This window comes from Mycolicibacterium insubricum (assembly GCF_010731615.1).
In the GTDB taxonomy this organism is placed as follows: Bacteria; Actinomycetota; Actinomycetes; order Mycobacteriales; family Mycobacteriaceae; genus Mycobacterium; species Mycobacterium insubricum.
Genome location: NZ_AP022618.1, coordinates 2888558 through 2915071, shown reverse-complemented (window position 1 = coordinate 2915071; position 26514 = coordinate 2888558). Strand labels below are relative to the sequence as shown.

Sequence of the window (26514 nt, the reverse complement as noted above, 5' to 3'; positions counted from 1 at the left end):
TCAACTGGTTGGTTGACTGCTGTCAACGCGATTTGCCGTCGACCGTGACGGCTACTGCGCGGGCGGGTTGATCCGGACCCACGTTCGGCGGGGGTGAGGAGCGCGCTCAGCCGAAGCTGGCCGCGACGCCGCTGCTCACGTGCAGCGTTTCGCCGGTGATGTGCCGGGCCGAGGGGCTCGCCAGGAACAGGGCCAGGCGGGCGATCTCGTCGGCGACAGCGGGCTGCGGGGTGCGCAGCCCGTCGTAACCGGTTTCCACGCTGCGCCCGGCGGCCACGACGTTGATGGTGATTCCGCGGGTGCCGTAGGTCTCGGTCTGTCCGGACGTCCAGTCCGACAGCGCGGCCTTGACCGCCGCACCGATGCTGCCGTCGGGCGGGTGCCCGGGGGCCACCGAGACGATGGACCCGCCCGATCGCAGGTGGTCCCCGACGGTCTGCAGGGTCAGCACCGGTGCCAGCACCGTCGCGTCCAGGGCCTCGTGCCAGGCGGCCCGGCGCTCGGCGAGGGTGTAGGTCCGGGGATCGCCGGGATCGTGCCGCGGGGCGGGGACGTTGACGATGGTGTCCAGGTGGTGCGGGAACAGGCTGCGGGCGGCCGCCAGGGCGTCGGGGTCGGTGTTGTCGCAGACGACGTAATCGACTTCGAGCTCCTTGGCCGCGACCTCGAGCTCGGCGCGACGGGCCCCGGAGATGACGACGCCGTGGCCGGCCTCGCGGAATCCGGCGGCGATGGCCCGGCCCAGATCGGTGTCGGCACCGGTGACGAGAACCTCCATCGCGAGCCTCCTAAGATTGTTCGACGGCGAACCCGGTCACCACGAGGTTACTGGACGGTAGCTATTCCGCCAAAGCGGCCACGCCGGGCGGCATCAACGCAGTTGGGCGCGACACACTACCGCGCCGTACCTTGCGCAGTCGGGGTGACACGGTAGGTTCGTCGCCATGGATCAGTACCCGCCGATGTCCACCCGCCGCGGCCGCGGCTCCAGGTCCGTGCGATGGACCGGCGCCGCCGCGGCGCTGTGCCTCATGCTGGCGGCTCCGCCCGCCTACGCCGACCCCACGCCCGAGCCGAACCCGGCTCCCGCGTCTCCGGCGCCCGCAGCTCCCGGGTCTCCGGCACCGGCTTCTCCCGCACCGGCCTCCCCGGCGCCGGGCGATGCGACTCCGGCACCCGCCGAGCCCGCGCCCACCGATCCGAACGCCGCACCGCACGATCCCAATGCTGCTCCCGCCGCGCCGGTCGACGAGCCGGGCCGGGTCAACGTCGCCGCGGGTTCATTCAGCTACGTGGTCCCCGCCGGGTGGGTGGTCGGCGATGCCAGCCGCCTCAACTACGGTCAGGCCCTGCTGACCAAGGCCGTTCCCGAGCCCGAGCCCGGACAACCCGCTGCCGCTCCGGCCAACGACACCAGCATCCTGCTGGGCCGGCTCGACCTGAAGCTGTTCGCCGGCGCCGAGCCAGACAACGCCAAGGCCGCCGTTCGGCTGGCCTCCGACATGGGTGAGTTCTTCATGCCGTTCCCGGGCACCCGGGTGAACCAGTCGACGGCACCGCTGGACGCCGGCGGGATGAAGGGGTCGGCCTCCTACTACGAGGTGAAGTTCACCGACTCCAGCAAGCCCGACGGCCAGATCTGGGCCGGTGTGGTCGGCGACGCCGGCCAGAACGCACCGCGCGGACAGCGCAACGAGCGTTGGTTCGTGGTGTGGCTGGGCACCGCCAAGGACCCCATCGACAAGGGGGCCGCGGTGGCTCTGGCCAACTCGATCCGCCAGTACACCCCGCCGCCCGCGCCCGCCGCGGACCCGAACGCGGCCGCCCCGGCGGCGGACCCGGCCCACCCGGCCGTCGGCGTCCCGGTTCCGGTGGAGAATCCGGACCCGGCGATGATCCCCGCCGGCTGACCGATCCGATCAGAAAACCCCGATTCCACCCGGGTGGAATCGGGGTTTTCTGTGTCTACGCCGAAGAACGGGTTGAATTGTTACCCGCAGCGGGTATAGCTGATGTAGGTCCCGGATCCACCGGAGCCGGAAACGACGAGGAGACCGCGATGAACACTCTGCTAGCGATGAATCTGGCTTCCGGCACAACCATGGAGTTGCTGGCCGACCGGTCCACCACGCTCACCAACGTCGGTTGGCTCAGCTACATCGTCATCGGCGCGATCGCCGGCTGGATCGCCGGCAAGCTGGTGAAGGGCTCCGGTTCCGGTCTCCTGATGAACATCGTCATCGGTGTGATCGGCGCGCTCATCGGCGGTTTCCTGCTGAGCTTCTTCCTCAATACCGCAGAAGGTGGCTGGTGGTTCACGCTGTTCACCGCGGTCCTCGGATCGGTGATCCTGCTCTGGGGTTTGGGCAAAGTCCAGAACAAATAGCGCCCGGACTCGCGGTGACGCCATGACGCCGCAGACCATGACCGCCTGGCGGGTCAACCGGCCGGGACCCGTCGACACCGGGCCGCTGGATCGCGAGCGCGTGCCGGTGCCCCGGCCGGGCCCCGGTGAACTGCTGGTGGCCGTGCTGGCCTGCGGGGTGTGCCGCACCGACCTGCACGTCAGCGAGGGCGATCTGCCGGTGCACCGGCCCGGCGTCATCCCGGGCCACGAGGTGGTCGGCGAAGTCGTCGAATGTGGGCCCGACCTGGACGTCGACGTCACCGTCGGCGACCGGGTCGGCATCGCCTGGCTGCGGCACACCTGCGGGCGGTGCCGCTTCTGCCTGCGCGGCGCGGAGAACCTGTGCCCACACTCCCGCTACACCGGCTGGGACGCCGACGGCGGCTACGCGGAGTTTGCCGTCGTGCCGGCCGCGTTCGCGCACCGGCTGCCGCCCGGCTACGCCGACGCCGAGCTGGCGCCGCTGCTGTGCGCGGGCATCATCGGCTACCGCTCACTGGTCCGGGCGGAGCTGCCCCCGGGCGGGCGGCTCGGGATATACGGCTTCGGCGGCAGCGCGCACATCACCGCGCAGATCGCCCTGGCCCGGGGCGCCGAGGTGCACGTGATGACCCGCGGCGCCGACGCCCGGGAGCTGGCCCGTGCGCTGGGGGCGGCGTCGGTGCAGGGCGCGGCCGACCCGCCGCCGGTCCGGCTGGACTCGGCGATCCTGTTCGCGCCGGTCGGTGAGCTGGTACTGCCGGCCGCCGAGGCGCTGGACCGCGGCGGCACGCTGTCCATCGCCGGGATCTACCTGACCGACATCCCGCCGCTGAACTACCAGCGGCACCTGTTTCAGGAGCGGCAGATCCGCTCGGTGACCTCGAACACCCGCGCCGACGCCCGGGAGTTTCTGGCGTTCGCCGGCGAGCACCACATCCAGGTCAGCACTGTCGACTATCCGATGGACCGCGCCGATGAGGCGCTGTCCGCACTGGCCGGCGGCCGGATCGCCGGGGCGGCGGTGCTGCGGAACTGAGCCCTTGGCGTTGAGACAGAACCCCCGCTGAGTTCGCGTGCCGGAATCCCGGCGTCAGGTCTGAATGAACGGGCAATCAGCTGGAAATATGCCAGACCACGGCCGCAGCCAGCGCGCCGATGCCGTTGAGCGACCAGTGCAGCGCGATCGGGGCGATCAGGCTGCCGCTGCGCCGGCGCAACCAGCTGAACACGAATCCGGCCGCGGCGGTGGCGATCACCGCGCCCACGATGCCGGCCACCACGCCGAACACCCCGCCGCCGAGAATCCGGGTAAACCCGACGTTGCCGGTGGTCAGGCCCAGCGAGCTGGCGATGTGCCAGAAGCCGAACAACAGTGACCCGACGGCGAGCACCCCGCGGAAGCCCCAGGCGCGATCCAGCGCGCCGTGCAGAACGCCGCGGAACGCTAGTTCCTCGGGGATGACGGTCTGCAGCGGGATGATCACCATGGAGGCGATCAGGGCGCCGGACACGGTCGCGTAGTGGTTGTTGAGGAACATCGGCCGAGTCCACGGCATCAGTGCGCCGATCGCCACGACGGTCGCGACCAGCGCGAATGCGCCCAGACCGTAGGCCACCCCGGAGCGCCAGTGCTCGCGGCTCAGACCGAGTTCGGCCCAGCCGAGCCCCCGCGAGCGGACCAGCGCGACGAGCACGACCGCGGCGACCGGGACGGTCACCACGCCCGCCCACGCGGTGGTGAAGTGCGCAATGAGGTTGGTCAGGCCCAGCACCACGATCACGACCGCGATGTCGATGTAGATCCGGGCGTGATGCAGCGCCGAGAGCAGCGATTGCAGCGGATGATCGAACACGCCGATGTGCGCCTCGGTGCTCGAGACAGCAGGCATCGCTGTGGTGGCGTGTGACATCACTCGACAAGTGTACCTGATTTGTACAAACTCCCAGTTCGCCGGGCGCGGACGCCGGTTGTGAGGTCGTCGTGGCGGTCTGCGCGGAAAACCCGCCGCAACCCGGTCGAGGCTCCTAAAGTGAGGCCCGGGTATGGATCGGGGGACGCATGCGGATCTTGCTCACCGGTGTCGCGCAGACATTGGGTCGGGCCAGTGCCCGGCAGCTCATCGCTGCCGGTCACGAGGTCTGCGGCATCGACGTGGCCGACGATCCGCGGCTGGATCCACGCGTCGCCGTCACCGTGGCCGACCTCGAGGACCCGGTGCTCGACGACCTGGCAGCCGATGCAGACGTGATCATCCACCTGGACATCGACGCCAGTGGTGTGCCCGGGGTGCTGGCCGTCAGCGACGCGGCCGGCCGGGCCGGGTCCCGGTTGCTGTGCGTGCTGCCCGCCGCCGGCGACCCGAACGACTACCGGGACGCCGAGGAGCTCGTCACCTCGGGCTGGGCGCCGAGCCTGGTCATCCGGATCGCCCCGCTGCTGGGACGCAACCCCGAGTCCATGGTGTGTCGAACGGTTTCCTCGCTGCGCCGGCGCGGCGCCACCGCGTCGGTGCGGGTGCTGCACACCGACGACCTGGTGCGGTTTCTGACCCGTGCCGTCGGCTCGCATCGCACCGGAACGGTCGATCTCGCCGCCGACGAGCCGATCTCGGCGCTGCACGCCCGACGGTTGCTGGCCGCTACCGATATCGGCTTCCGTCACCGCGCCGGCTGGACCGGGGTGGACCAGGGCTACCGGCTTCTTCCGCTGCAACGGGATTGGGATTTCGAATGCGGGTGGACGGCGACTGCCGCGGTCGTCGACACCGCCCGCGGGCTGTGCACCCGGTCGCATCGCTGCGTCGAACCGCCGACCCGCGTCACCGATCCGTCGGCCGCCGAGCCGGTCGGTGAGTTCGACGACGCCATCTCCCCGGATTTCCCGGTGTTCATCGCCCCCGACGACGGGCCCCTGGCGGTGCCGCTGCGACCGTTGTCGCTGGATGTGCACAGCGGGGGACTGGGCTGTGCGCAGCGCGCCGTCGCCGAGGTTGTCGGACTGTCCGGCGCACTCGGTGCGGAATGGACCCACCGGGCCACCGCGGTGTTCGGCCAACGGCTCTACGCCGGGCTATCGGTGGCCGCCGCGGCCAGCACCGTGCTGCCCGGGCGATCCGCCGACGCACTGTCGCAGGCCCCAGCCGGCGGCCCCGACATCGTGCTGTTGCCCGGTCCCGCCGTCGCGCCGCACGGGCGCATCGCGCTCGCCGCGGTCAACACCCGGCTGCTGGCCCTAGCCGGGCGCTACGGAACCGAATGCGATGCGCTGGCCGCCGATGTGGCCACCGATGCCGATGACGACGTCGCCCCGGCCGGCCTGTCGGACGCCCGGCTGCAGGTACGGATCCTGTTGCTGCGGGACCGCATCGCCCAGGCGTGGACGACGACGGCCCTGGGGCTGCTGATCGAGGACACCCTCGGCGCTGCTCCCGGCCGGCGCCATCTGGCGCAGTGGAGCCGGGGACTCGCCGCCGCCGCGTCGATGCTGGAACTGTCCGCGCTGCCCGAGGAAGTGGTGCCCGGTGACCTCGACGGCGGCAGCACCGGGCGCACCCCGATCGTCAGCCGGCTGCTCGACACCGCGCGGTCGGGACGCACCGCGGCCTGGCAGAGCACCGTAGGCCAGTTGCAGCGGCTGGCCGAGACCGCCGACGAGGTCGGGCGCCGGATGGCCGCCGTGCGCGCCCTCGCCGACCCGGCCGACGTGCACTTCCTGCTCTGCGACGAGCTGACCGCGCAGCCGGTGGACACCCGGCTGCGGGTCAAGCGCCGCCGCGCCGACTGGGACCGGCTGGCCGCGCTGACCATGCCGACGTTGATCGACGGGCACTGGGAGCCCACCGAGAACAAGGCGATCAGCTGAGCCGGACGCCTCAGCCGGCCGGCGCCAGGATCAGCCAGCCGTTCGGGGCGAGGGCGGTCTCTGTGCAGTCGGCCGCCGGCGGGGCACCCGCCCCGGCGATCACCCGCAGCGCCGCGACCCCGGCGTCGGCCGCCCGGATCCGCATCGGCTCGTCGGCGATGTTGAGCGCGACGAACAGCTGCTCGCCGTTGCCCCCGGCGCTGCGGTACAGGTACTGACGGTTGTCCAGCGCCACGGCGCCGGTTCGTGCGGTGTGCAGCCACGGGTGCCGTCGGCGCAACCCAATCAGGTACTGGTGCAACGCGAACATCTGTCGGCCGGCCTCGTCGACCGGCAGCGGCGGGGCGCCGAACTCCGGGCGCACGGCGTCGTCGCCGCCGGCGCGTTCCTCCTTGACCCCGCGGAAGCCGAACTCGTCGCCGGCGTAGATCGTCGGCACTCCGCCGGTGGTCATCAGCAGCACCAGCGCCAGCGCCACATGCTCGGGATTGTCCAGTCGGCTGGCGATCCGGGTCACGTCGTGGTTGCCGATGAATGTCTGTGGCACAAAGGAATCCAGGAACTCGGCATGCCGGGTCAGTGCCCAGTCCAACTCGTGGAAGTTGCCGTCGTTGAGCGAACTCCAGATCGCCTTCCACAATTCGTACTGGGTGACGGCGTCGAATCCGGTGCTCGCCACGATCTGTGCGTAGTCGCCGTGGATCACCTCGCCGACGAACCATGCCTGCGGGTGGCGGGCCCGCACGCGCGGCAGTACCCGGTCCCAGAACTCGGCGGGGACCGCGTACGCCGCGTCGAGCCGCCAGCCGTCGGCGCCGCGGTCGAGCCAGTGGCACATGACCTCGACGACGTAGTCGGCGACCGCCGGGTTGTCGTGGCGCAGCGCGATCAGGTCGCCGTGGCCCTCGAAGGTGGCGAACCGGCCCGGCCGCCCGCGGAACCACCCGGCGGCCTCGGCGTCACCGTCGAGCGCTGCGCGGTAGCGGCCGAAATCGGTTCCGACGTGGTTGAACACGCCGTCGAGCAGCACCCGCAGACCCCGGTCCCGGGCCCGGGCGACCAGGTCGTCGAAGTCGTCGTCGTCGCCCAGGCGCGGATCGATGCGGAAATGGTCGGTGGTGTCGTAGCCGTGGCTGCGGGAGGCGAACACCGGCCCCAGCGCGATCCCGGAGGCCCCCAGCGCCTGCGCGTGGTCGAGCCAGTCGGCGACGCGGCGCAGCCGGTGCTCGTCGGGCGCCGGTGGTGACGACGACGGGAAGGCACCGACGAATCCCAGCGGATACACCTGCCACCACACGGCGTACTGCACCCACTGCGGCTCGGCCATGCGGGCAGTCTAAGCCGGGCGGTGGCGCCCGGGCGTGTCGAAAACACCTCTCGCGCCCGGTAGGTGCGGCTAAGTTTGCGGGGTGAACCGCCGGCGCCGTGGACGCAGTCCATGCTGATCGCCGCTATCCGTGATCTGCAGTGGCGCAAACGCAGGTTCCTGATCGCCGTCGTCGGCACCGCCTTCGTGTTCGCCATGACACTCGTCCTGACCGGGCTGGCCAACGGATTTCGGGTGGAGGCCACCCGCACGGTGGACTCGTTCGGCGTCGACTACTTCCTCATCCAGGACGACGTCGCCGGTCCGTTCCTGGGGTCGACGCCGTTCGATCAGAGCAAGGTGGCCGCCGCCGCGAAGCTGCCCGGTGTGCAGGCCGCCGCACCGCTGGTCTACATCGGTGCCACCGCGCGCGACAACGGCACCTTCAAGACCATGAACCTGTTCGGGGCGCCCACCGACGGGCCCGGCATGCCGACGATGACCGAGGGCCGGGCGCCGGTCAAGGTCGACGAGGTCGCGGTCTCCTCGACGCTTGACCACCACCTCGGTGACACGCTGACCATCGGCCCGCACCAGGTCACCGTCGTCGGCATCGTGGCGAATTCCACGGTCCTGGCCCGCCAGCCCAACCTGTTCCTCACCGTCGCCGGTGCACAGCGGATGGCATTCGACGGCAAGCCGGTCATCTCCTCGATCGGCATCCGCGGCAACCCGCAGCAGATCCTGCCTGGCTTCCACGCGGTGGACCGCGCCGGCGCGATCGCGGACATGATGCGCCCGCTGAAGGTCGCGGTGAACGCCATCTCGATCATGGCCGGCCTACTCTGGCTGGTCGCCGCGCTGATCGTCGGCTCGATCATCTACATGTCGGCGCTGGAGCGCACCCGCGACTTCGCCGTGTTCAAGGCGATCGGGGTGCCGTCGCGCTCGGTACTGGCGGGCCTGGTGCTCCAAGCCGTCATCATCGCGCTGGTCTCTGCGGTATTCGGCGTAGCCCTCTCGGCGCTGCTCGGGCCGATGTTCCCCATGCGCGTCGACGTCCCCGAGGGCGCCTATCTGCTGCTGCCGGCCGTCGCGGTGGGCATCGGGCTGCTGGCCAGCGTGGCCGGCTTGCGCCGCGCGATCAGCGTCGACCCCGCGCTGGCGTTCGGAGGTCCCTGACCATGGGCGATCTGAGCATCCGCGACCTGACGGTGGAATACCGCAACTCCGCCGACACCATCCGCCCGATCGACCATTTCGACCTGGACCTGCCGGCCGGATCGCTGGCAATCCTGCTGGGGCCCAGCGGTTGTGGGAAGACCACGCTACTGTCATGTCTGGGCGGCATCCTGAGCCCGACGTCGGGCAGCATCGCCTTCGGCGACGTGGAGGTCACCGGCCTGGCGCCGAAGGAACTCAGCGAATACCGACGCAACACCGTCGGGATCGTGTTCCAGGCGTTCAATCTGGTGCCCAGCCTCACCGCTATCGAGAACGTCATGGTGCCCATGCGTGCGGCCGGGATGGGCCGGCGCCAGTCGCACAAGAAGGCGGTGGAGCTGCTCGACCGGGTGGGCCTGGGCGAGCGGGTGAACCACCGGCCCGGCGACCTCAGCGGCGGGCAACAGCAGCGGGTGGCCGTCGCCCGTGCCATCGCGCTGGATCCGCCGCTCATCCTGGCCGACGAACCGACCGCGCACCTGGACTTCATCCAGGTCGAGGAGGTGCTGCGGCTGATCCGCGGGTTGGCGTCGGGGGATCGGGTGGTGGTGGTGGCCACCCACGACAGCCGCATCCTGCCGCTGGCCGACGAGGTGATCGAGCTGGTACCCACCGTGGCCAGCGTCGACCGGGAGCCGGAGACCCTCACGGTGCCCGCCGGCACGACGGTGTTCGAGCAGAACACCATGGGCGATCTCATCTACGTCGTCCGCGAGGGCAAGTTCGACATCATGCGGGAGCTGGGCGGGGGAGCCGCCGAGCTGCTCTCCACGGCCGGCCCGGGAGAGTACTTCGGTGAGATCGGCCCGCTGTTCGGGCTGCCTCGCTCGGCCTCGGTGCGCGCCCGCACCGATGGTGTCCTCGTTGGCTACACCGTGCAGGCGTTCCGAAAGCGTCTGGGCGCCACCGGGGTTCGCGATCTGATCGAACGCAAACCGGTCAACCTGCCCTGACGGCTTACCATCCGGTCAGCGAGACTGTCCCTGCGCGGGGCCAGGCTGCGGGGTTGATACGCGCTTCGCTCTTACGATCCGGTCAGCGAGACGGCGAGCAGGGTGCGAGTGATGGCCTCGACCTCACTCACCAGTACCCGCTGGGCGCCGTCTTGGCGATTCAGGTACGCCGCGCATTCGCGCAGCTGCTGGTCGGCCTCGGCGAGGTGGCGACTGTCGACCCGCCACGGCTGGCCCGCGCTGGGCGCCTCGCCGCGCAGCGCGTCGACGTAGTCATCGACGGCCACCACGAATCGCAGATCGAGGGTCTCGACCCGGGCCGTCGGCACCTGGGCCTCCAGCGTCGCGCACACGCCGGTCACGGTGTTCAGCGCCAGCCGGTACGCGGTCAGCCAGTGCCGGACTTCCGCGGAGTCGGCGCGAATCCCGCCGCCCGCGGCCTCGAACGCCGTGCGCGCCCGCACCGCGCGGTTCCACATCGCGCCCAGCACCTCCTCGCGATCGTCGAGGTGGTGCGCGAACGCCCGGATCACGGTGGCCGCGTAGTCGATTTCGGCCTTCAACAGCTCCCCGGCGCGCTGGCGCAGGCGGACCAGCGAGCGGTCCGGCAACAGCACATGGCTGGCCACCGCAAGCACACCGCCGAGCAGCACCGCGATCAGCCGGGTGGCCAGCGCGGGGTCGGCGGCGGCCCCGTCGATGTCGACGAGGAACACGATGGACACCGCGACGGTCGCGGTCATCAACACATAGCTGAGCCCCGACACCGCGTAGGTGACGGCGATGAACAGCACGGCCAGCAGTCCGGCCGACAGGCCGACCGGATGCACCAGCAGGGTCAGTGTGGTGGCGAGGCCGACGCCGACGAACACCGCGGCCAGCCGCGCCAGGCAGCGGGTATAGGTGTGGGCGGTCTCGGGTCGCTGAACCAGCAGCACCGTCAGCGAGATCCACACCGCGTCGGGCACGCCGGTGACCCGCGCCGTCACCACGCCCGCGGTCACCGCCGCGGCCAGCCGCACCGCGTGCCGCAGGATCGGCGAATCGGTGTTGAGCTGCTCGCGGATCACCGCCATGGGCGGGCGGCGCAGCCGGGTGCTGCCGACGAAGTGCAAGATCGCCGCCTCGCTGACCTGGCGGCGCAGGCGGCGGCCGGCCGCGGCGGCCGACCCGGGCAGCTCGCCGACCGCGTCGTCGAGCACGTGCAACGCGCCGCGCGCCTGTTCCTTCGCCCCCGGCGGATCGTCGGCGATGGCCTCCAGAACGTCGGCGGCGGCGTACAGGGTGGCCGTGCCCGCGGGCGTCGAGGCGACCGGGCGCAACACGTTCAGTGTCATTCCCAGCCGCTCGGGCAGCGCGTACATGCCGCGGAACGCCGTCGGCCGCCGGCGGGCCTCGTGGTCGGTCGGGGTGAACGTCTGCCGCAGCGTGATCAACGGCCCGTGGTTGAACACCACCTCGGGATCGTTGGTCAGCCGGCGGGCGTCGGTCAGCACCAGCCGGTAGCCGCCGGCCAGGGCACCGCTGCGGACCTGCCGGTGCGGGCGCGGCGCGATCGCCACCAGTCCCGCCTGCACGATGCCCGCCGCCGTCGCCACACCCGCGGCGATCAGCGCATCCGGAAACGACGCCCAGGCCGGGCCGGTCAGCATCAACGCGCTGGCGGCCGCCGCCACCAGCCCCGCGTTACCGCCCAGCGCCCACGCCATCCCGGCGCCGAAGGCCCACACCGCGACGGCCGCGATGAAGGCCAGGTCGTGCGGCGCGGTCGACCACCCGAGCAGGGCGGCGCCGCCGGTGGCCAGCGACGCGCCGAGCGTCAGCCGCAACCGGCCCTGGGGAGTGTCCTTCAGCGCGATCGCACCGACGATTGCCGCGCTGCCGCCGGCCACCATCGCTGATCCGGGCGGGCCGAACTGCAGGACGACGGCCACCACCGCCAGCAGACCGAGCAGTACCGCCCCAACCTCGCTCACGTAGGGCAGTGACCGCCGTACCTCCGGGGTGGACTTCACGCCGTGCCTTCATGCGCTGCGGTGGTTGCTGCGGGCGCACTCATGATTCCCATTATGGACCGCTCGACGACACCAACCGCGTGGTATCGCGTCACGGGATCAGCTGTGTCTGGACACCTCCTGGACGAGCTGCACCCGTGAGGCCACGCCCAACTTCGCGTAGATGTGGGTCAGATGGGTCTGCACGGTGCGCGGCGAGATGAAAAGCCGCGTCCCGATTTCCTTGTTCCCCAATCCAGCGCTGACCAGCCCGGCCACTTCGATCTCCGTCGGGGTGAGCGACGCCCAGCCGCTGGCCGGCCGCTTGCGTTCACCGCGGCCGCGCAGTGTGTAGGCGATCGTCTCCTCGGCGGACAGTTCGGCGCCCGCGTCCCACGCCGCCTGAAAGCCGCTGTTGCCCAGCTCGTTGCGCAGGGCGGTCACCTGCGCGGCCTGATCGGCGTCGTAGACTCGGAAGCGGACCTGGCCGGCGCGCGTTCGCAGGCCCGCCGCGGCACCGAGCAACCGCACCGCCGTCGGCGCGTTGCCGGCCCGGGCGGTCAGTGTCGCGACGCACTCCACGATGTCGGGGAGCGCCAGATGGGCTCCGGTCGCCGCGGCGATCGCCAGCGCGTCCCGAGCATCGCGCTGGGCCCGGCAGGTGTCGCCCGCGGCGATGGCAATCCGAATACTGGTCGACAACAACGGGATCTGGTGGGTGCCGGCCGCCACCGCCACGGCTTCGTCGGCGCTGCGCCGTGCCCCGTCGACATCGCCGGACACCAACGCCGTCTTGGCGACCGGGTTGCCGTTGGTGGCCAGCAGCTCGGTCAGCGGACACGCGCGCACAGCCGCCTCGGCGGCCGAAACCGCCGCCGTCACATCGCCGGCGCTCAGCTCCACGTCCACCAGCGCGCCGAAACCCGCACCCTGTTGGAAGCCCGGCAGATCGGCAGCGGCCTCGATGGCCGCGTGTGCGACGGCGCGGGCGTCGTCGGTGTCGCCCCGATGCGCCAGCGCGATGCCCAGGGCCATCAGGCCGGACGCCGACGACATCAGGTCATGAGCAGCCCCGGCGTCAGCCGCGACGTCCCGGAACAGTTCGGCCGCCCCCGTCACATCCGCTTTCAACAACTGCACCAACCCGATACACCAGCGGCACAGCCGGGCGGCCGAACCGTCGCCGACCGCGTCGGCGAGCTCGAGCCCCCGGCTCGCGGCGGCGAGCGTGCCGACCGGGTCGCCGACCGCGTAGGCCGAAAACGCCTGCCAACTCAGGATTCTGCTCAGCTGCCAGTCATCACCCAACGCGGTGGCCAGTTCCAGCGCTTCCGCGAAATACGGCGCGGCGAGCCCCGGGCTGTAACCACAGGTCAACCCGTAGGCGGCCAGTGCTTGCGCAAGCAGTGCCGGGTCGCCCAGGTCGCGGGCGATCGTCAACGCCTCCTGGGCCTCCTCGACGCGGTAGAGGGAACCGGTCAACGTCTCCAGGGTGACCCGGTCGGCAAGGACCCGCGCTCGTACCGCCGGAGCCAGGACGCTACCGTGGGCCAGGACGGCGCCGAACCAGGCCAGCCCCTCCGATATCCGACCGCCGGTGAGCCACAGCGGTTGCAGCGACGACGCCAGCCGCGCTGCGAGTTCGTGATCGCCGTGCTCCTGGCTCCAGGTGAAAGCCGCACGGAGGTTGTCGATCTCGATCTCGGCGCGTTCGACATGCGCCTGCAGGTCGAACGACACCGGGGCGGCGAACCAACGGGTGTAGTGGTCTCGGTGCCGGGCCCAGACGGTGTCAGCGTCGCCGGCCTCGCGGAGTTTGTCCAGTGCGTACTGGCGGACCGTCTCCAGCAGTTGGTACCGGGTCCGGTGCCCACGGTCGTCGGCGACCACCAGCGACTTGTCCACCAGCAGGGCGAGCTCGTCGAGGATCTGGTGACGTGGCGCCCCGGGATCCCCGGCCACGGCGTGCGCGGCATCCAGTTCGAACCCGCCGAGGAACACCGCCAGCCGGCGGAACACCACCTGCTCGGGTTCGGACAGCAGGGCGTGCGACCAATCCATCGACGCGCGCAGCGTCTGATGCCGCGACGCCGCGGTGCGCGCGGTGCCCGACAGCAACCCGAAACGGTCGTGCAGACCGTCGAGGATCTCGGTGAGCGACATCGCCCGCACCCGCGCGGCGGCCAGCTCGACCGCCAGGGGAATCCCGTCGAGACCCCGGCACAACTGGGTCACGGTCCCGGCGTTGTCCTCACCGACGGTGAACTCCGGCCGGGCCAGCCGGGCGCGGTCGGCGAACAGCTGGACAGCCTCGTCGGCCGGGGACAGCGGTGGCGTCGGCCAGATCAGTTCGCCGTCCATCCGGATCGGCTCGCGGCTGGTCGCCAGGATTGTCAGACCGGGACACGCCCTCAGTAGGACCGTCACCAGGTCCGCGCAGGCCTCGACGAGGTGTTCGCAGTTGTCCAGCACCACCAGCAGCGTGCGGTCCCCGATGAACCGGGTGAGCGTCTCGTCGGTCTGCACCGGCCAGTCGGGCAGCCCGAACGTGCGTGCCACAGTGACCGGCACCAGCGTGGGATCGGAGATCGAGGCGAGATCGACGTACCACGCTCCGGCGTCGAATTCGGTTGCGACCGAACCGGCCAGCTGCACCGCCAGGCGGGTCTTGCCCACCCCACCTGGCCCGGTGAGGGTCATCAACCGGTGGTCGGCGATCAGCCGGCGCAGATCGGCCAGTTCGGTGCGACGCCCGATAAATCTGGTCAGCGGTGCCGAGAAGCCGTGCTCACCGAGCATCACGCGGGGGAGATCGTCGACCGGGACGCCAGGGAACAGCCGGGTCACCGGCTGCCGGTGCGGGTGGGATCCGCGCGGACGATGCCCCTGACCGCTCGACCACGCGTCGGAGGGCAGGCGATCGGCCACCGGTTCCCACCCCTCTCACCTGCACAGACAGACCGTTCAGTTGACGAATATAGGCCGGATGCACGACAGATTCCGGGAGTTCACTCCGATGCCATCCCGGCGCGGCGGTCACCGGCGGTGATGCGATCCGCCGATTCTTGGTCTGCGTTTTCTACGCGGTTTGGCCGATGTTCTGGGGCCGTGCCCATCGCAGAGTCGAGGTATCAGATCAGAAGCTGCGTCTCTCGGCGCGGCGGCAAGGGGGAAACGATCATGAAGACGCTCAACATCGCGGCGGCCACCGTGCTCGGAATCGGCGTGGGCCTCGGTGCCGGTGTGCTGGTCAAGGCACCGGAGGCCCAGGCTGGGCTGCCGCCAGGCACCTACTGGTGTTGGTCGCACCTGGTGCCCAACTACCAGAAGTGCCCCGATATCCCGCCGTGGGGCAGCCGGTGGAAGGCCTGTGGTTCGAACCCAGTGCTGTTCGTGCTGGACGACACGATGTGCCCGGCGCCGCCGGACCCGAACCAGGTGTACACGTTCAACTGCTGGGGCAAGGAGATGAAGCTCGGCAAGATCTGCCCGGCGGTGCCGCCGGGGCCCGACAACTGGCTGCCCTGCCCGAACCTCGGCCACGACGTCTACACCCTCGACGGCGACTGCGCGCGCTGAGGCCTGAGCCACCGGAGTTCACCGGTGCCGAGGGGTCGGCGATGAACTCCGCTGGCCGAGGCTACACTCCGGCAATGCTGGAGATCGCCGATGAGAACCGTGTTCGGACACTGACACTGGACCGACCGGAGGCCCTCAACGCGTTCAACGAGGCGCTCTACGACGCAACCACCGTCGCGCTGCGGGAGGCCGCCGCCGACCCCGAGGTCGCGGTGGTTCTGCTGACCGGCGCCGGGCGTGCCTTCTCCGCCGGTACCGACCTCGGTGACCTGCAGGCCATGGCCACCGACCCCGACTTCATACCCGGCGAATTCGGCTTCAACGGATTGATCGACGCGCTGAGCAGTTTTCCGAAACCGCTGATCGTCGCGATCAACGGGATCGGGCTGGGCATCGGTACCACCATCCTGGGGTTCGCCGATCTGGCCTTCATGTCCGCCGACGCCCGGCTGAAGTGCCCGTTCACCAGCCTCGGCGTCGCACCGGAGGCGGCGTCGTCGTACCTGCTGCCCCGGCTGATCGGCCGGCAGAACGCCGCCTGGCTGCTGTTGTCCTCGGAGTGGGTGCCTGCCGACGAGGCCCTGCGGATGGGGCTGGTCTGGAAGGTGTGCCCGCCCGGGGAGCTACTGGCCGAGGCCCGTCGGCATGCCGAGGTACTCGCCTCGCGCCCGATCGCCAGCCTGATGGCGGTCAAGGCGACCATGACGGCTCCGACCGAGGAGGCCGTCGCGGCCGCCCGGGCCCGGGAGAACGGATTTTTTGCCACCCTGCTCGGGTCGGCCGACAACGCTGCGGCGCTGACCGCCTTCAACTCGGGCAGTTCTTAGACGGCAGCCGCGGTGACGGCATGCTGTTCGCCGCAGCCGTCTTGTTCGCGGAAATACGCCTCGATCATGCCGCGCACCGTGTGCCGGCACCGCCCGCAGTCCGATCCCGCGCCGCATGCCTCTGCCACCTGTTTGGACGTGCACGCGCCATTGGCCACGACGTCGGCCACAACGTGGCTGGTGACGCCGGTGCACAGGCACACGAACATGGTGGCCGACTTCCTTCCCCGGGGGAGTGCTTTAGCAGAGTCTAACCTAAGTATAGCCGCCCTTTGTTAGGGACACCTAATATCTTTCTTCATGTTTGCCGGACCAGCCAAGACTGCCCTTAGTAAGGCGTACCTATGTTCGAATTGGTGGGCATTTCTGCAGGCCAACGGGCCGAAAAGGGACTAGATTCGGGTATGCAGCGGCGCCACAGCCCGGCTCGCGCTGCCAGCTCGAACGACCCAGCCAAGGAGTGTTCATGCAAGGCGACCCCGACGTCCTCAAATTGCTCAACGAGCAACTCACCAGCGAACTCACCGCCATCAACCAGTACTTCCTGCACTCGAAGATGCAGGACAACTGGGGCTTCACCGAACTGGCCTCGAAAACCCGCGAAGAATCCTTCGACGAGATGCGCCACGCCGAGGCCATCACCGACCGCATCCTGCTGCTCGACGGCCTGCCCAACTACCAGCGGCTGTTCTCGCTGCGGGTCGGGCAGACCCTGCGCGAACAGTTCGAGGCCGATCTCGCGATCGAATACGAGGTGGTGGCACGGCTCAAACCCGGCATCATCATGTGCCGGGAGAAGCAGGACAGCACCAGTGCCAGCCTGCTCGAGGGCATCTGCGCCGACGAGGAATCCCACATCGACTACCTGGAGACCCAGTTGGAGCTGATGGAGAAGCTCGGCGAGCAGCTGTACTCCGCGCAGTGCGTGTCCCGCCCGCCGAGTTGACCGGCCGTCGCACCCGTCCCGGGCCCGGTACCGCTCAGGCCTGTGCGCCGCGCACCAGGCGCCCGGGCCGGGCGCCGGTATCGCGGCCGTGTCGCCGCGTCACCACGCCGCTGACCACGGTGGCGTCGTAACCGGACGCGTCCTGCAGCAGCCGGCGCCCACCCGCGGGCAGGTCGTAGGCCATTCGCGGCACCCCCAGCTGCAACGCCGTCATGTCGATGACGTTCAGGTCGGCCTTCTTGCCGACCCGGATGACACCGCGGTCGTCGAGGCCGAAAAGCGTTGCGGTATCCAGTGTCTGCTTCCGCACGACGTACTCCAGGGAGAATCTCGGGCCCCGGTGGCGGTCCCGCGCCCAGTGCGTCAGCAGGAACGTCGGGTAGGACGCGTCGCAGATCAGCCCGCAGTGCGCGCCGCCGTCGGACAGCCCCGACACCGCGGCCGGGTGACCCATCATCTCGTAGATCGCGCTGTGATCGCCCTCGGCATAGTTGAAGAACGGCAGCATCAGCATCGCGCCGGCATCGGACTCCAGCATCAGGTCGTACATCGTCGACAGCGGATCCTGCCCGCGGGCGGCCGCGATCGCGGCGACCGTCATGTCCGGCGTCGGCTCGTAGTCCGGGGGATCGCCGATCGCATAGATCCGGTCGGCGCTGTACTGGGCGAGGGCGAACAGGCCGTCCAGCAGCACCCCGGGGGTCGGCGGCAGATCGGTCTCCGCCAGGATCGCCGCCTTCACGGCGGGATCGGCCAGCCGGGCGGCGAGCTCGTCGCGATCCAGGCTCTCCTGCAGCCGGCGGAAGGTCGGTCGGTGGGTGAACGCGTGATAGCCGGGGAAACCCAGCAGCATGCCGAACGGCCGCGCGGCGAACTGGGCGTAGACCGCGATCCCGTTCTCCTGGGCTTTGCCGGCCCGTTCCAGCTGGCGTCGCCACAGGTCCGGTGCGTGACTGGCCTGAATCAGGGTGAATGACACCGGGCGGTCCATCTCGTCGGAAAGCCTGGTCATCCAATCGAGTTCGTGCATACACGCCTCGGCGGGGCTCTCTCCGGCGGTGCCCTGCGGCGCGACCTCGAAGACCGCCCGACCGCCGGCGGCCATGGCCTTGCCCAGCCCGAACAGTTCCATCTCTGCGGCGTAGGTGCCCGGTACCGCCTGGCCGTCCATCGCTCGGTGCGCCTCGGTCCGCGACGTCGAAAAGCCCAGCGCGCCGGCCTCGATGCCCTCCTGGACGATCCGCGCCATCACGGCGATGTCGTCGGCGGTGGCTTCCTCGTTGTTGGCGCCGCGCTCACCCATCGCGTAGCCGCGGACCGCGCCGTGGGCGATCTGGGTGCCGTAATCGACGGCCAGTTCCCGCTTCTCGATGGCGTCGAGGTACTCGGGGAACGATTCCCAGCCCCAGGTGATGCCCTCGGCCAGGGCCGAGCCCGGGATGTCCTCGACGCCTTCCATCAGCTCGATCAGCCATTGCTCCCGGCCCGGGCGCACCGGGGCGAAGCCCACCCCGCAGTTGCCGCTGACCACGGTGGTCACCCCGTGCAGGCTGGACGGCTCCAAGGTGGCGTCCCAGCTGACCTGGCCGTCGTAGTGGGTGTGCACGTCGACGAATCCCGGTGTGACCACCCGTCCGGTGGCGTCGATGTTCTCCGCGGTGGGTGCCTCACGCAGCCCGACGTCGTCGCCGTGGCAGCGCCGGATCTCGGTGATCCGGCCGCCGGTGATCCCGATGTCGGCGCGGTAGCGGTCGGCGCCGGTGCCGTCGACGACGGTGCCACCGGTGATGGTCAGATCGAACATGGGGACTCCTCGGGGTTCACCGGATGGCTTTGGTCACCGCGTGGCCGGCTCAGACCAGCCCGGTGGCGTCGAAGACCCAGGACATGTCGGCGGTCGCGAAATCCGCCAACCAACTCCCGGGTGCGTGATTGCTCAGCGCGCCCATGTCCCAGTAGTCCTTCCACAGGGTGATCCGGCCGTCGACCACCCGGTGTACCGAGACGAACTTCAGGACCGCGGATTCGCCGCTGGCCCAATGCCATTCCTCGTGGTGCTCGTACATGACGTCGGTACCGTTGTCGAGCATCAGGCCGGGGAAGTTCGCGTAGCCGGCCAGCGGTGCCAGTCCGATCTTGAGTCGTTTGACGATGTCCTCGGGCCCGCGGGCGGCGGCCGTCGGACCCACCGGCATGTCCAAATAGATGCAGTCGGGGGCCAGGTAGCTCATGACCGCCTCCCAATCGCGCTCCGAAAGCGCCTGCCACATACCGGAAACCACCTGCGTCACAGCATCATCGGACATCGGCGAGTGCCTCCGTGCGGTTCGGTGCCGGGCACAGCCGTCCGTGGGCCAGGAAACTGCCGGTGCGTTCGGCGCCGACCAGGCCGGTCGGCACCCCGTCGCGCACCACCGCGCGGCCGCCGACGAATACCGCGGTCACCGCCTCGTCGTTGCGGTTGACCATCCGCGACATGCCGCCGTAGCCGGCGACGGTGTCCTCGGCGTAGGCGTCCAGCCGCTCGTCGAGGGCCGCCGGGTCGATGATCGCCAGGTCGGCCCGGTCGCCGACCCGCAGGTGCCCGGCGTCCACGCCGTACCAGTCGGCGAGCTCCCCGGTCATCCGGTGCACCGCATGTTCGACGGACATGAACCCGCTGCCCGCCGCCTCGGCGTCGCGAACGTGCCGCAGCAGCCGCAGCCCGCTGTTGTAGAAGGCCATGTTGCGCAGATGCGCACCCGCGTCGGAGAAGCCCATCTGAATGCCCGGGTCGACCGCGAGGCGTTTGAGCACCTGCGGGCGGTGATTGGAGATGGTGGTGCGCCAGCGCAGCGCCCGGCCGTGCTCGACGACGAGATCCAGGAACGCGTCGACCGGATGCAGCCCACCGCGATCCAGGCCGACCTGTCCGAAGGAGCGGCCGATCACCGATTCGTCCGGGCAGTCGACGATCTCGGCGTCGAAGAAGTCGCGGTGCCAGACCCGCACCCCGAACTTGTTCTCGTAGTCCTTGCGGAACCGGCGCCGGTAGTCCTGGTCGCGCAGCAGGTCGTTGCGCTCCACGTCGTCGCGCAGGTGCAGTGCGGCCGCCCCGGACCCGAACTCCTCGAAGACCACCAGGTCGATGCCGTCGGCGTACACCTCGAACGGCACCGGCAGGTGCTGCCAGCGGAAGTCGCCGCCGAGGGCCGCCACCAGCCGCGCGGACGGGCCCATCATCTTGATCGCCAGCGGGTTGGATTTCACATCGGCCGCCGAGAGCAAGCTGGTCTTGAGATTGCGGCGGAACAGGCCCAGCGACTGGGCCAGCTGGGACAGCAAATTCAGTGGATTGGCGATGTCGGGCCCGGACTGCAGCACCCGGCCGCTGCGCCGCAGCAGGGATTTGAGCCGGCGCAGTTCCCGGGGCTTGGCGTAGGTCGACGGCAGCGTGCGGGACCGGCAGGTGTCGCCGTCGAGCTTGTCGAAAAGCAGCTGCTGCGAAGACATTCCGACGAACCCGGCGGCCAGCGCGTCGCGCAGCCAGCTCTCCATCCGCGCCTGCTCGGCGGCGGTCGGTCGCACGTCGTGGCGGGTCGCCCGATCCAATCCCATTGCCGCGGTGCGAATATCGGAATGGCCGATGAACGCCGCGACGTTCGGGCCCAGCGGCAGTCGCTGCAGCGCGTCGACGTAGCCGGCGGCGTCGTCCCAGGTCTGGTGTCGCGCCAGCGCGTCGATGACGTACTCCCGCGGGATAGCCTCCACCCGGCCGAACAGGTCGCCGGCCTCCACCGGGCTGACGTGCACCGTGGACAGCGAGCAGGAGCCCAGCATGACGGTGGTGACACCGTGGCGCAGCGACTCGGCCAGGCCCGGACCGTCGAGCACCTCCACGTCGTAGTGCGTGTGGATGTCGATCATGCCGGGCAGCACCCACTTGCCCGCCGCGTCGATCACCTCGGGGCAGCCGGCGGTGTCCAGCCCGTCGGCCGACACCGCCACCACGTGGCCGTTGCGCAGGCCGATATCGCGGATCGCCGAGGGGCTGCCGGCGCCGTCGAACCAGCGGCCTCGGGTGATGATGGTGTCGTAGCTCACACCTCAGTAGAACCCGTTCCCGAGGTCCGTGTCAACGATTTAGTAGACAGATCCTGAAAATTGTTTACTGCGGCGGTGACCAGCGGATTCACATCGAATTCCCCGGCCGCACAGGACTCCCCGGCGGCACGGCTCATCGGCTGGTTCGACGCGCACCTGCGGTGAGACAGCGCGGCGGCCGAGCCGCGTCAGGCATGATGCGGAACACCATGACCGAACACGCCGCGGGCACCGACGACGCCGCACCGTACAAGTCCAGCCTGCCGCAGGTGCTCGACGCCCTGAACCTGTCGCCCGGTGCGGTGATCGAGGGCGCCACGGTCTTCACCGGCGCGCAGTTCGACGCGCCGTTTCACCACATCCTGGGCGGCCACATCGCGGCGCAGGCCCTGGTGGCGGCCGGGCGCACCGTCGGGCCCGAGCGGACGCCGCACAGCCTGCACGGCTACTTCCTGCGCGCCGGTGACGCGCGGTACCCGGTCGAATTCGAGGTCGTCGACCTGCAGCAGGGCCGCAACTTCTCCGCGCGGCAGGTCACCGCGCGCCAGTCCGGCGCGGTCCTGATGGCGGGCGTCGCGTCATTCTGCATCGAGGCCGCCGACGGGCCCGAATACCATCCGGAAGTCCTCGGGATACCCGACCCCGAGAAGCTCTCGTCGCAACCGCATCCGGCGCAGCTCGCCGGGGCCGGGGGCGGCAGCTGGACCAGCCTCCAGTGGTTCCAGCGCAGACCGGTCGAGGCCGGCGCACGGGACCCGGGCCACCTGCTGACCTGGTGGCGGCCCGACGGCCCGGCCGGTGACGATTCCCTCACCGCGGCGGCCCTGGTCGTCTATCTGAGCGCGGCGAGCCTGGTGGAGTCGGCGGTGGCGGCCCGGGCGGCCCACCGAAGCCGGGCGGACAACACCGCCCAGCGCGACATCGCGGTCTGGTTTCATCGACCCGCCCGCCTGGCCGACTGGCTGCTGCTCGATCAGCGCAGCGACAGCGCCGTCGGCGCTCGGGCGCTGGCCCTCGGCCGGGTGTACAACCGGGACGGCGAGCTGGTCGCCACTGCCGGCCAGGAACAGTACTTCCCGCCGGTGCCGCCGCGCAGGGTCTGACCTGCGGCGCGGGTTACCGGCCCAGCCCCGGGATCAGGCCGATGACCTCCCGGATGGTGTTTTTCACGTACTGGCCCGCGGTCGGCCCGGTCGGTGCCGACAACGGCGCCGAGAACAGGTCGCCGCCGCGAGCACCGCACTTCGGCCACGCGCGCATGCCCTGGCTGGCCCGCACGTTCTCGGCGACCCGGATCTGCTCCTCACGACTGGCCTGCGCCGGGTTGCCGACCCCGCCGTTGGCATTCCACGTCGCCTGCTTGAACTGCAGTCCGCCGTAGTGCCCGTTGCCGGTGTTGATCGCCCAATTGCCCCCGGACTCGCACTGGGCGACTGCGTCCCAGTTCACCGGTTCGGCGGCAGCAGTACCCATTCCGGTACTCAAACCTGCGGTGGCCCCGGCGATGCTCAGCAGTGCCGCGGCGAGATACGTGCGAACGTGAGTCATGCAGGTTAGTTCGCCTGCCTAAATCCAACCGTTACACAAATCACACAAAACTTTTTTGCAACATCCCGGCGTGTCGGTTGCGCAGCGGGCGAACACCTGGTTCGGACGCCCGGCAAAGCGGGTAGCGGCCACGGGGACGGTACGGAAGTCCCATTAACGATGACTTTCGGCGCACCCGACGCGGAACGCGGGCAAATACCATGACGACCATGACATATGTAATCGCTTCCCCCTGTGTGGACGTGGTTGAGAAGGCGTGCCAGCAGGAGTGCCCGGCCGACTGCATCTATGTCGGCGAGCGCTCGGTATACATCAACCCCGACGAATGCGTCGACTGTGGCGCGTGCAAGTTGGCCTGCAAGATGGAGGCCATCTTCTACGAGACGGACCTGCCCGAGTCCGAACTCGCGCACCTGGCCGACAACGCGGCCTTCTTCTCCGAAACCCTGCCCGGGCGATCCGAACCGCTGGGGAATCCGGGCGGGGCGATGGACATCGGCGAAATCGGCGTCGACACCCCCTACGTCGCCGCCCTGCCGCACCGCGTGGGCTGACCCGGCCTCGGCATCGCGTCGGACCGCCGCCGCACAGAGGGGTTTCGGGTCACGAATCGATCACGGTACCCTCTCCCGTGGCGGTCCGTCCCCGGGCCGCATCCCGACCGCATCGGAGAGTCCCGTTTTGGATACCGCCCCCGGCCGGTTGATCCCGACCGATGGCAACGCCGCGAGCGTGCCCGTGGTATTGCCCACCGCGGTGTGCCCGGATGCTCCCGTCGTCCGGGTGCTGTTCGAGGCCGAGGAGGCCTGGCCATCGGTCCGTGGGCCCTTGGTCGCCGTCGCCGGTGCCGCCATCGCCTTGGTCGCCGCGACCGCGGTGGCCGTGGGTCTGAACTCCTCGCCGGGGCCGCAGGCGGTCACCCAGGCCGAGGCCCCGGCCGCCACCGCGCCTCAGGCGGCCCCGAGCCCGCCGGCTGCCGCTCCGGCCACTCCGGCCGAGGCCGTCCCCGAGCCGGCCGCGCCGGCGCCCGAGGCAGCCCCGCCCGTCGAACACGCCGAGGCCGCCCCCGCGGAGGTGTTCAGCACCGCGGTGGAGACCATCGCGCCGATGGCACTGCCGGCTCCCGTCGCTCCGGCGGCGCCCCTGGCTCCCGCCGCCCCGGAGCAGCCCGCTCCGCGTCCGGCCGCCGTGCAGCAACCGGTGCAACAGGCGCCGGTCGCCCCGCCGCCGCGGATCCGCGACAAGATCCTGGACCGGATCCCCGGCCTGAATCGTCTGCCGCGCGGCTGATTCAGCCGGCCGGCCGGTACTGGACCGGCCAGTGCTTGATGCCGTTGAGCCAGCCCGAGCGCAGGCGCTCCGGCACCCCGGCCGCCCGCAGGTCGGGCATCCCGTCGGCGATCGCGTTGAAGATCAGGTTGATGGTCATCCGGGCCAGGTTCGCCCCGATGCAGTAGTGCGCGCCGGTCCCTCCGAACCCGACGTGCGGATTCGGATCGCGCAGGATGTCGAACCGGTCGGGGTCCTGGAACGCTTCCTCGTCGAAATTCGCCGACCGGTAGGACAGCACCACCCGGTCACCGGCGCGGATCCTCACCCCGGACAACTCCACGTCGTGGCGCGCCGTGCGCTGAAAGGAGCTGACCGGCGTCGCCCAGCGGACCAGCTCGTCGGCGGTGGTCGCGGGTCGCTCCCGCTTGAACAACTCCCACTGGTCCGGGTGTTCGGTGAAGGCGATCATGCCGTGGGTGATCGAGTTGCGGGTCGTCTCGTTGCCGGCGACGGCCAGCAGAACCATGAAGAACCCGAACTCGTCGTCGGACAGGTGTGCGCCCTCGACGTCCGCCTCGATCAGCTTGGTGACGATGTCGGGACCGGGTTCGCGTGCGCGCAGCGCCGCCAGCCCCATCGCGTACATGATCAGCTCAGTCGAGGCCGTCAGCCCGTCGTGGTGGGCGAACTCGGGATCGTCGTCGCTGATCATCTGATTGGACCAGTCGAAGAGCTTCTTGCGGTCCTCCAGCGGCACCCCGAGCAGCCCCGCGATGGCCTGCAGCGGCAGCTCGCAGGCCACCTGCTCGACGAAGTCGCCGGAGCCCTCGGCGGCCGCGGTCGCGACGATCTGCCGGGCGCGCTCGGCCAGATCCTCGCGCAGCCGCTCCACCGCCCGCGGGGTGAACCCGCGGGAGATGATCTTGCGCAGCTGCGTGTGGTGCGGCGCGTCCATATTGAGCATCACCAGCCGGGCGGCCTCCACCTGGGGGCGCTGGGTGCCGGCGGGATACCGGGGAAGTGCGGTGTGCTGCCAGCTGGAGAACACGTCGCTGCGCCGGGACACCTCTTTGACGTCGTGATGCCGGGTCACCACCCAGTGACCGGTGTCGCCGAACGCCTCGCAGGTCGGCTGGGCGTTCCACCAGATCGGGGCGGCGCGGCGCAATTCGGCCAGCTCGGCCACCGGCAGGCCGCGGCGGTTCATGTCCGGGTCGGTCAGATCGAAGCCTGCGGGGATCGCGGGGGAGGCCATATAGTGCATTGGACACCCGGAACCGAGCTTCGGTGCCCGGAATGTGTAACGAAATCCTCAGCGGAACGGAAGGACCGGGCATGCACGCGAAGATCCTGGTCGGTGCCCTCGGCGCCGCCGGCTGCTGGGCCCTGCTGCTGGCCGGTCCCGCGGCCGCCGATCCCGACGGCCCGGCGGCGGGCCCCGGCCCGGCCGTCGTCGTCGCCGCCGACTCCGCCCCGGCCGCGGTACCGGTGACCGAGGCCACCGGTGCCGGTGACGTGCCGGCGGCCGCCGTCACCGAGGCGGCGCCCGCCCCGGTGCCGCACCTGAGCAGCCCGGACAATCTGCCGCCCGGAACGACGAGCGCCGCCGACGACGGGCCGCGCAGTCATGGCGTGACTTATCTGCGCGAACTCTGGCACGCCTACCAGACCCAGGAGGTCAGCGGTTCGGATGTGCTGCTGCTGCTCAGCCAGCGGCCGATGAGTCCCGGCACGTCGGCGCGGTCCCCGATGTCGAGTGGGCCGCAGGCCCCGGCGGCCGATCAGCCGGCCGCCGAACCCGCACCGGTGGAGCCGGTGACCCAGCCGGCCGCACCCGAGCACGAATAAACACCCGAGCACGAATAGCGCGCGGGATCGCCGTGTGATTCAGCGGGGCTTGGCGACGCCCGAACTCGGGGTCGGTGACGCCGCGGTTTTGCTCGATGACGGCGCACCCGCCTCCGCGGCGAACCGCGGCGTGATGTATTCGATCCAGGTATCCCGGTAGACGACCTTGTCCTCGGCGGTGACCCGCAACTCGGTCGGCGACACGGTGTACACCACGCCGTCGTTGACGGCCTGGTAGCTACCGGCGTCGCCGGCCTCGGCCGGCGCGGTCAGCAGCGCGCCGTCGGAGATCCGCAGCCCGCGGTACTCCAGCGCCCCGGCCCGGTCCGCGCAGATCACCACCAGCGAACGGGCGGTGCGGCCGTAGGCGACGCCGGACTGCCCGGCAACGCAGTGCGCCTCGGTGTCCAGGTAGCCGTCGGCGTCACTGCGGAACGACGGCTTGCCGGAGGTGCTGGTGGTCGGCGCGGCCGCGGCGACGGACAGACCGGCGTGGCCGTCGCTCGGACCGCTGAGAACCGCGACGACGGCCGCGGCGGCGATCGCGAACACCGCCGCCGCGCGACCCGTCGTCGTACCGAGACGCTGCACCGACATGGACACTCCCTCCCCGACCCAGGTTCTACGAACAATCACACCATTGGTGACAGGGATATCGGCGGTGCCGCCGCCCGCGTTTCGCC

The 26514-nt window shown here is 70.4% G+C and carries 25 protein-coding genes; 13 read left to right on the top strand and 12 right to left on the bottom strand.

What is annotated here, in order from left to right; all coding sequences use genetic code 11:
- Positions 1-106: 106 nt before the first annotated feature.
- Positions 107-778, bottom strand: a complete 672-nt coding sequence (locus tag G6N16_RS13855; protein WP_083028970.1) for an SDR family oxidoreductase — start codon at positions 776-778, stop codon at positions 107-109.
- A 166-nt stretch (positions 779-944) separates the two neighbouring features.
- On the opposite strand from G6N16_RS13855, the gene G6N16_RS13850 reads away from it, so the two are divergent.
- The 3 genes from G6N16_RS13850 to G6N16_RS13840 all read left to right on the top strand — a co-directional run bounded on the left by G6N16_RS13850 (position 945) and on the right by G6N16_RS13840 (position 3425).
- Positions 945-1910: an APA family fibronectin-binding glycoprotein gene (locus tag G6N16_RS13850; RefSeq protein WP_083028969.1), complete on the top strand. Its 966-nt coding sequence runs from the start codon at positions 945-947 to the stop codon at positions 1908-1910.
- A gap of 149 nt (positions 1911-2059) precedes the next feature.
- Positions 2060-2386: a GlsB/YeaQ/YmgE family stress response membrane protein gene (locus G6N16_RS13845; RefSeq protein WP_407663651.1), complete on the top strand. Its 327-nt coding sequence runs from the start codon at positions 2060-2062 to the stop codon at positions 2384-2386.
- Between the two features lie 22 nt (positions 2387-2408).
- Positions 2409-3425: a zinc-binding alcohol dehydrogenase family protein gene (locus tag G6N16_RS13840; RefSeq protein ID WP_083028967.1), complete on the top strand. Its 1017-nt coding sequence runs from the start codon at positions 2409-2411 to the stop codon at positions 3423-3425.
- Between the two features lie 76 nt (positions 3426-3501).
- On the opposite strand, the gene G6N16_RS13835 is transcribed toward G6N16_RS13840, so the two are convergent.
- On the bottom strand, positions 3502-4278 hold the full coding sequence (locus G6N16_RS13835; protein ID WP_083028966.1) for a CPBP family intramembrane glutamic endopeptidase: 777 nt from the start codon (positions 4276-4278) through the stop codon (positions 3502-3504).
- Between the two features lie 170 nt (positions 4279-4448).
- Between G6N16_RS13835 and G6N16_RS13830 the strand changes: the two genes are divergently transcribed.
- A complete protein-coding gene (locus G6N16_RS13830) occupies positions 4449-6251 on the top strand; it encodes a Rossmann-fold NAD(P)-binding domain-containing protein (protein ID WP_083028965.1) in 1803 nt (600 codons plus the stop codon).
- Positions 6252-6261: 10 nt separating this feature from the next.
- Here G6N16_RS13830 and G6N16_RS13825 read toward each other — a convergent pair whose 3' ends face one another.
- Positions 6262-7578, bottom strand: coding sequence for an alpha-amylase family protein (locus G6N16_RS13825; protein WP_083028964.1), 1317 nt, complete (start codon positions 7576-7578; stop codon positions 6262-6264).
- A gap of 111 nt (positions 7579-7689) precedes the next feature.
- Here G6N16_RS13825 and G6N16_RS13820 point away from each other — a divergent pair, with 111 nt between their 5' ends.
- The gene (locus tag G6N16_RS13820) at positions 7690-8739 is read left to right on the top strand and encodes an ABC transporter permease (protein WP_083028963.1); all 1050 of its coding nucleotides are present in this window, start codon (positions 7690-7692) and stop codon (positions 8737-8739) included.
- A gap of 2 nt (positions 8740-8741) precedes the next feature.
- Complete coding sequence (locus tag G6N16_RS13815; protein ID WP_083028962.1) at positions 8742-9734, top strand: ABC transporter ATP-binding protein; 993 nt, start codon at positions 8742-8744, stop codon at positions 9732-9734.
- 71 nt (positions 9735-9805) lie between these two features.
- Here G6N16_RS13815 and G6N16_RS13810 read toward each other — a convergent pair whose 3' ends face one another.
- Positions 9806-11749, bottom strand: a complete 1944-nt coding sequence (locus tag G6N16_RS13810) for an FUSC family protein (protein WP_083028961.1) — start codon at positions 11747-11749, stop codon at positions 9806-9808.
- A gap of 99 nt (positions 11750-11848) precedes the next feature.
- Positions 11849-14575, bottom strand: a complete 2727-nt coding sequence (locus G6N16_RS13805) for a helix-turn-helix transcriptional regulator (protein ID WP_083028960.1) — start codon at positions 14573-14575, stop codon at positions 11849-11851.
- 333 nt (positions 14576-14908) lie between these two features.
- On the opposite strand from G6N16_RS13805, the gene G6N16_RS13800 reads away from it, so the two are divergent.
- Both G6N16_RS13800 and G6N16_RS13795 read left to right on the top strand, forming a co-directional pair.
- On the top strand, positions 14909-15307 hold the full coding sequence (locus tag G6N16_RS13800; protein WP_083028959.1) for a hypothetical protein: 399 nt from the start codon (positions 14909-14911) through the stop codon (positions 15305-15307).
- A 74-nt stretch (positions 15308-15381) separates the two neighbouring features.
- Entirely contained in the window at positions 15382-16134 is a 753-nt protein-coding gene (locus G6N16_RS13795) for an enoyl-CoA hydratase/isomerase family protein (RefSeq protein WP_083028958.1), read from the top strand.
- Here G6N16_RS13795 and G6N16_RS13790 read toward each other — a convergent pair.
- Positions 16131-16343, bottom strand: coding sequence for a (2Fe-2S)-binding protein (locus G6N16_RS13790; protein WP_083028957.1), 213 nt, complete (start codon positions 16341-16343; stop codon positions 16131-16133). The genes G6N16_RS13795 and G6N16_RS13790 overlap by 4 nt on opposite strands.
- Before the next feature lie 257 nt (positions 16344-16600).
- On the opposite strand from G6N16_RS13790, the gene bfr reads away from it, so the two are divergent.
- On the top strand, positions 16601-17080 hold the full coding sequence (gene bfr / locus G6N16_RS13785; RefSeq protein ID WP_083029072.1) for a bacterioferritin: 480 nt from the start codon (positions 16601-16603) through the stop codon (positions 17078-17080).
- Between the two features lie 34 nt (positions 17081-17114).
- Here bfr and G6N16_RS13780 read toward each other — a convergent pair whose 3' ends face one another.
- The 3 genes from G6N16_RS13780 to G6N16_RS13770 are packed head-to-tail and all read right to left on the bottom strand — an operon-like array spanning position 17115 to position 21163.
- Positions 17115-18884 (bottom strand): N-acyl-D-amino-acid deacylase family protein, encoded by a 1770-nt coding sequence (locus tag G6N16_RS13780; RefSeq protein ID WP_083028956.1) that lies wholly within the window; start codon positions 18882-18884, stop codon positions 17115-17117.
- A gap of 49 nt (positions 18885-18933) precedes the next feature.
- Complete coding sequence (locus tag G6N16_RS13775; RefSeq protein ID WP_083028955.1) at positions 18934-19386, bottom strand: nuclear transport factor 2 family protein; 453 nt, start codon at positions 19384-19386, stop codon at positions 18934-18936.
- Entirely contained in the window at positions 19376-21163 is a 1788-nt protein-coding gene (locus G6N16_RS13770) for an N-acyl-D-amino-acid deacylase family protein (protein WP_083028954.1), read from the bottom strand. Before G6N16_RS13770 ends, G6N16_RS13775 begins: the two co-directional genes overlap by 11 nt.
- A gap of 209 nt (positions 21164-21372) precedes the next feature.
- Between G6N16_RS13770 and G6N16_RS13765 the strand changes: the two genes are divergently transcribed.
- Positions 21373-22266, top strand: a complete 894-nt coding sequence (locus G6N16_RS13765; RefSeq protein ID WP_083029071.1) for an acyl-CoA thioesterase — start codon at positions 21373-21375, stop codon at positions 22264-22266.
- A 13-nt stretch (positions 22267-22279) separates the two neighbouring features.
- Here G6N16_RS13765 and G6N16_RS13760 read toward each other — a convergent pair whose 3' ends face one another.
- The gene (locus G6N16_RS13760) at positions 22280-22711 is read right to left on the bottom strand and encodes a transglycosylase family protein (protein ID WP_083028953.1); all 432 of its coding nucleotides are present in this window, start codon (positions 22709-22711) and stop codon (positions 22280-22282) included.
- Between the two features lie 209 nt (positions 22712-22920).
- Here G6N16_RS13760 and fdxA point away from each other — a divergent pair, with 209 nt between their 5' ends.
- The gene (gene fdxA, locus G6N16_RS13755; RefSeq protein WP_083029070.1) at positions 22921-23265 is read left to right on the top strand and encodes a ferredoxin; all 345 of its coding nucleotides are present in this window, start codon (positions 22921-22923) and stop codon (positions 23263-23265) included.
- Between the two features lie 127 nt (positions 23266-23392).
- Positions 23393-24001: a DUF7157 domain-containing protein gene (locus tag G6N16_RS13750; protein WP_110810685.1), complete on the top strand. Its 609-nt coding sequence runs from the start codon at positions 23393-23395 to the stop codon at positions 23999-24001.
- A gap of 1 nt (position 24002) precedes the next feature.
- Here the strand turns inward: G6N16_RS13750 and G6N16_RS13745 are convergent, their stop codons facing one another.
- Positions 24003-25238, bottom strand: coding sequence for a cytochrome P450 (locus G6N16_RS13745; protein ID WP_083029069.1), 1236 nt, complete (start codon positions 25236-25238; stop codon positions 24003-24005).
- Positions 25239-25318: 80 nt separating this feature from the next.
- Between G6N16_RS13745 and G6N16_RS13740 the strand changes: the two genes are divergently transcribed.
- Entirely contained in the window at positions 25319-25831 is a 513-nt protein-coding gene (locus tag G6N16_RS13740; protein ID WP_083028950.1) for a hypothetical protein, read from the top strand.
- A 39-nt stretch (positions 25832-25870) separates the two neighbouring features.
- On the opposite strand, the gene G6N16_RS13735 is transcribed toward G6N16_RS13740, so the two are convergent.
- Positions 25871-26428, bottom strand: a complete 558-nt coding sequence (locus G6N16_RS13735; protein ID WP_133052852.1) for a hypothetical protein — start codon at positions 26426-26428, stop codon at positions 25871-25873.
- Positions 26429-26514: the final 86 nt, after the last annotated feature.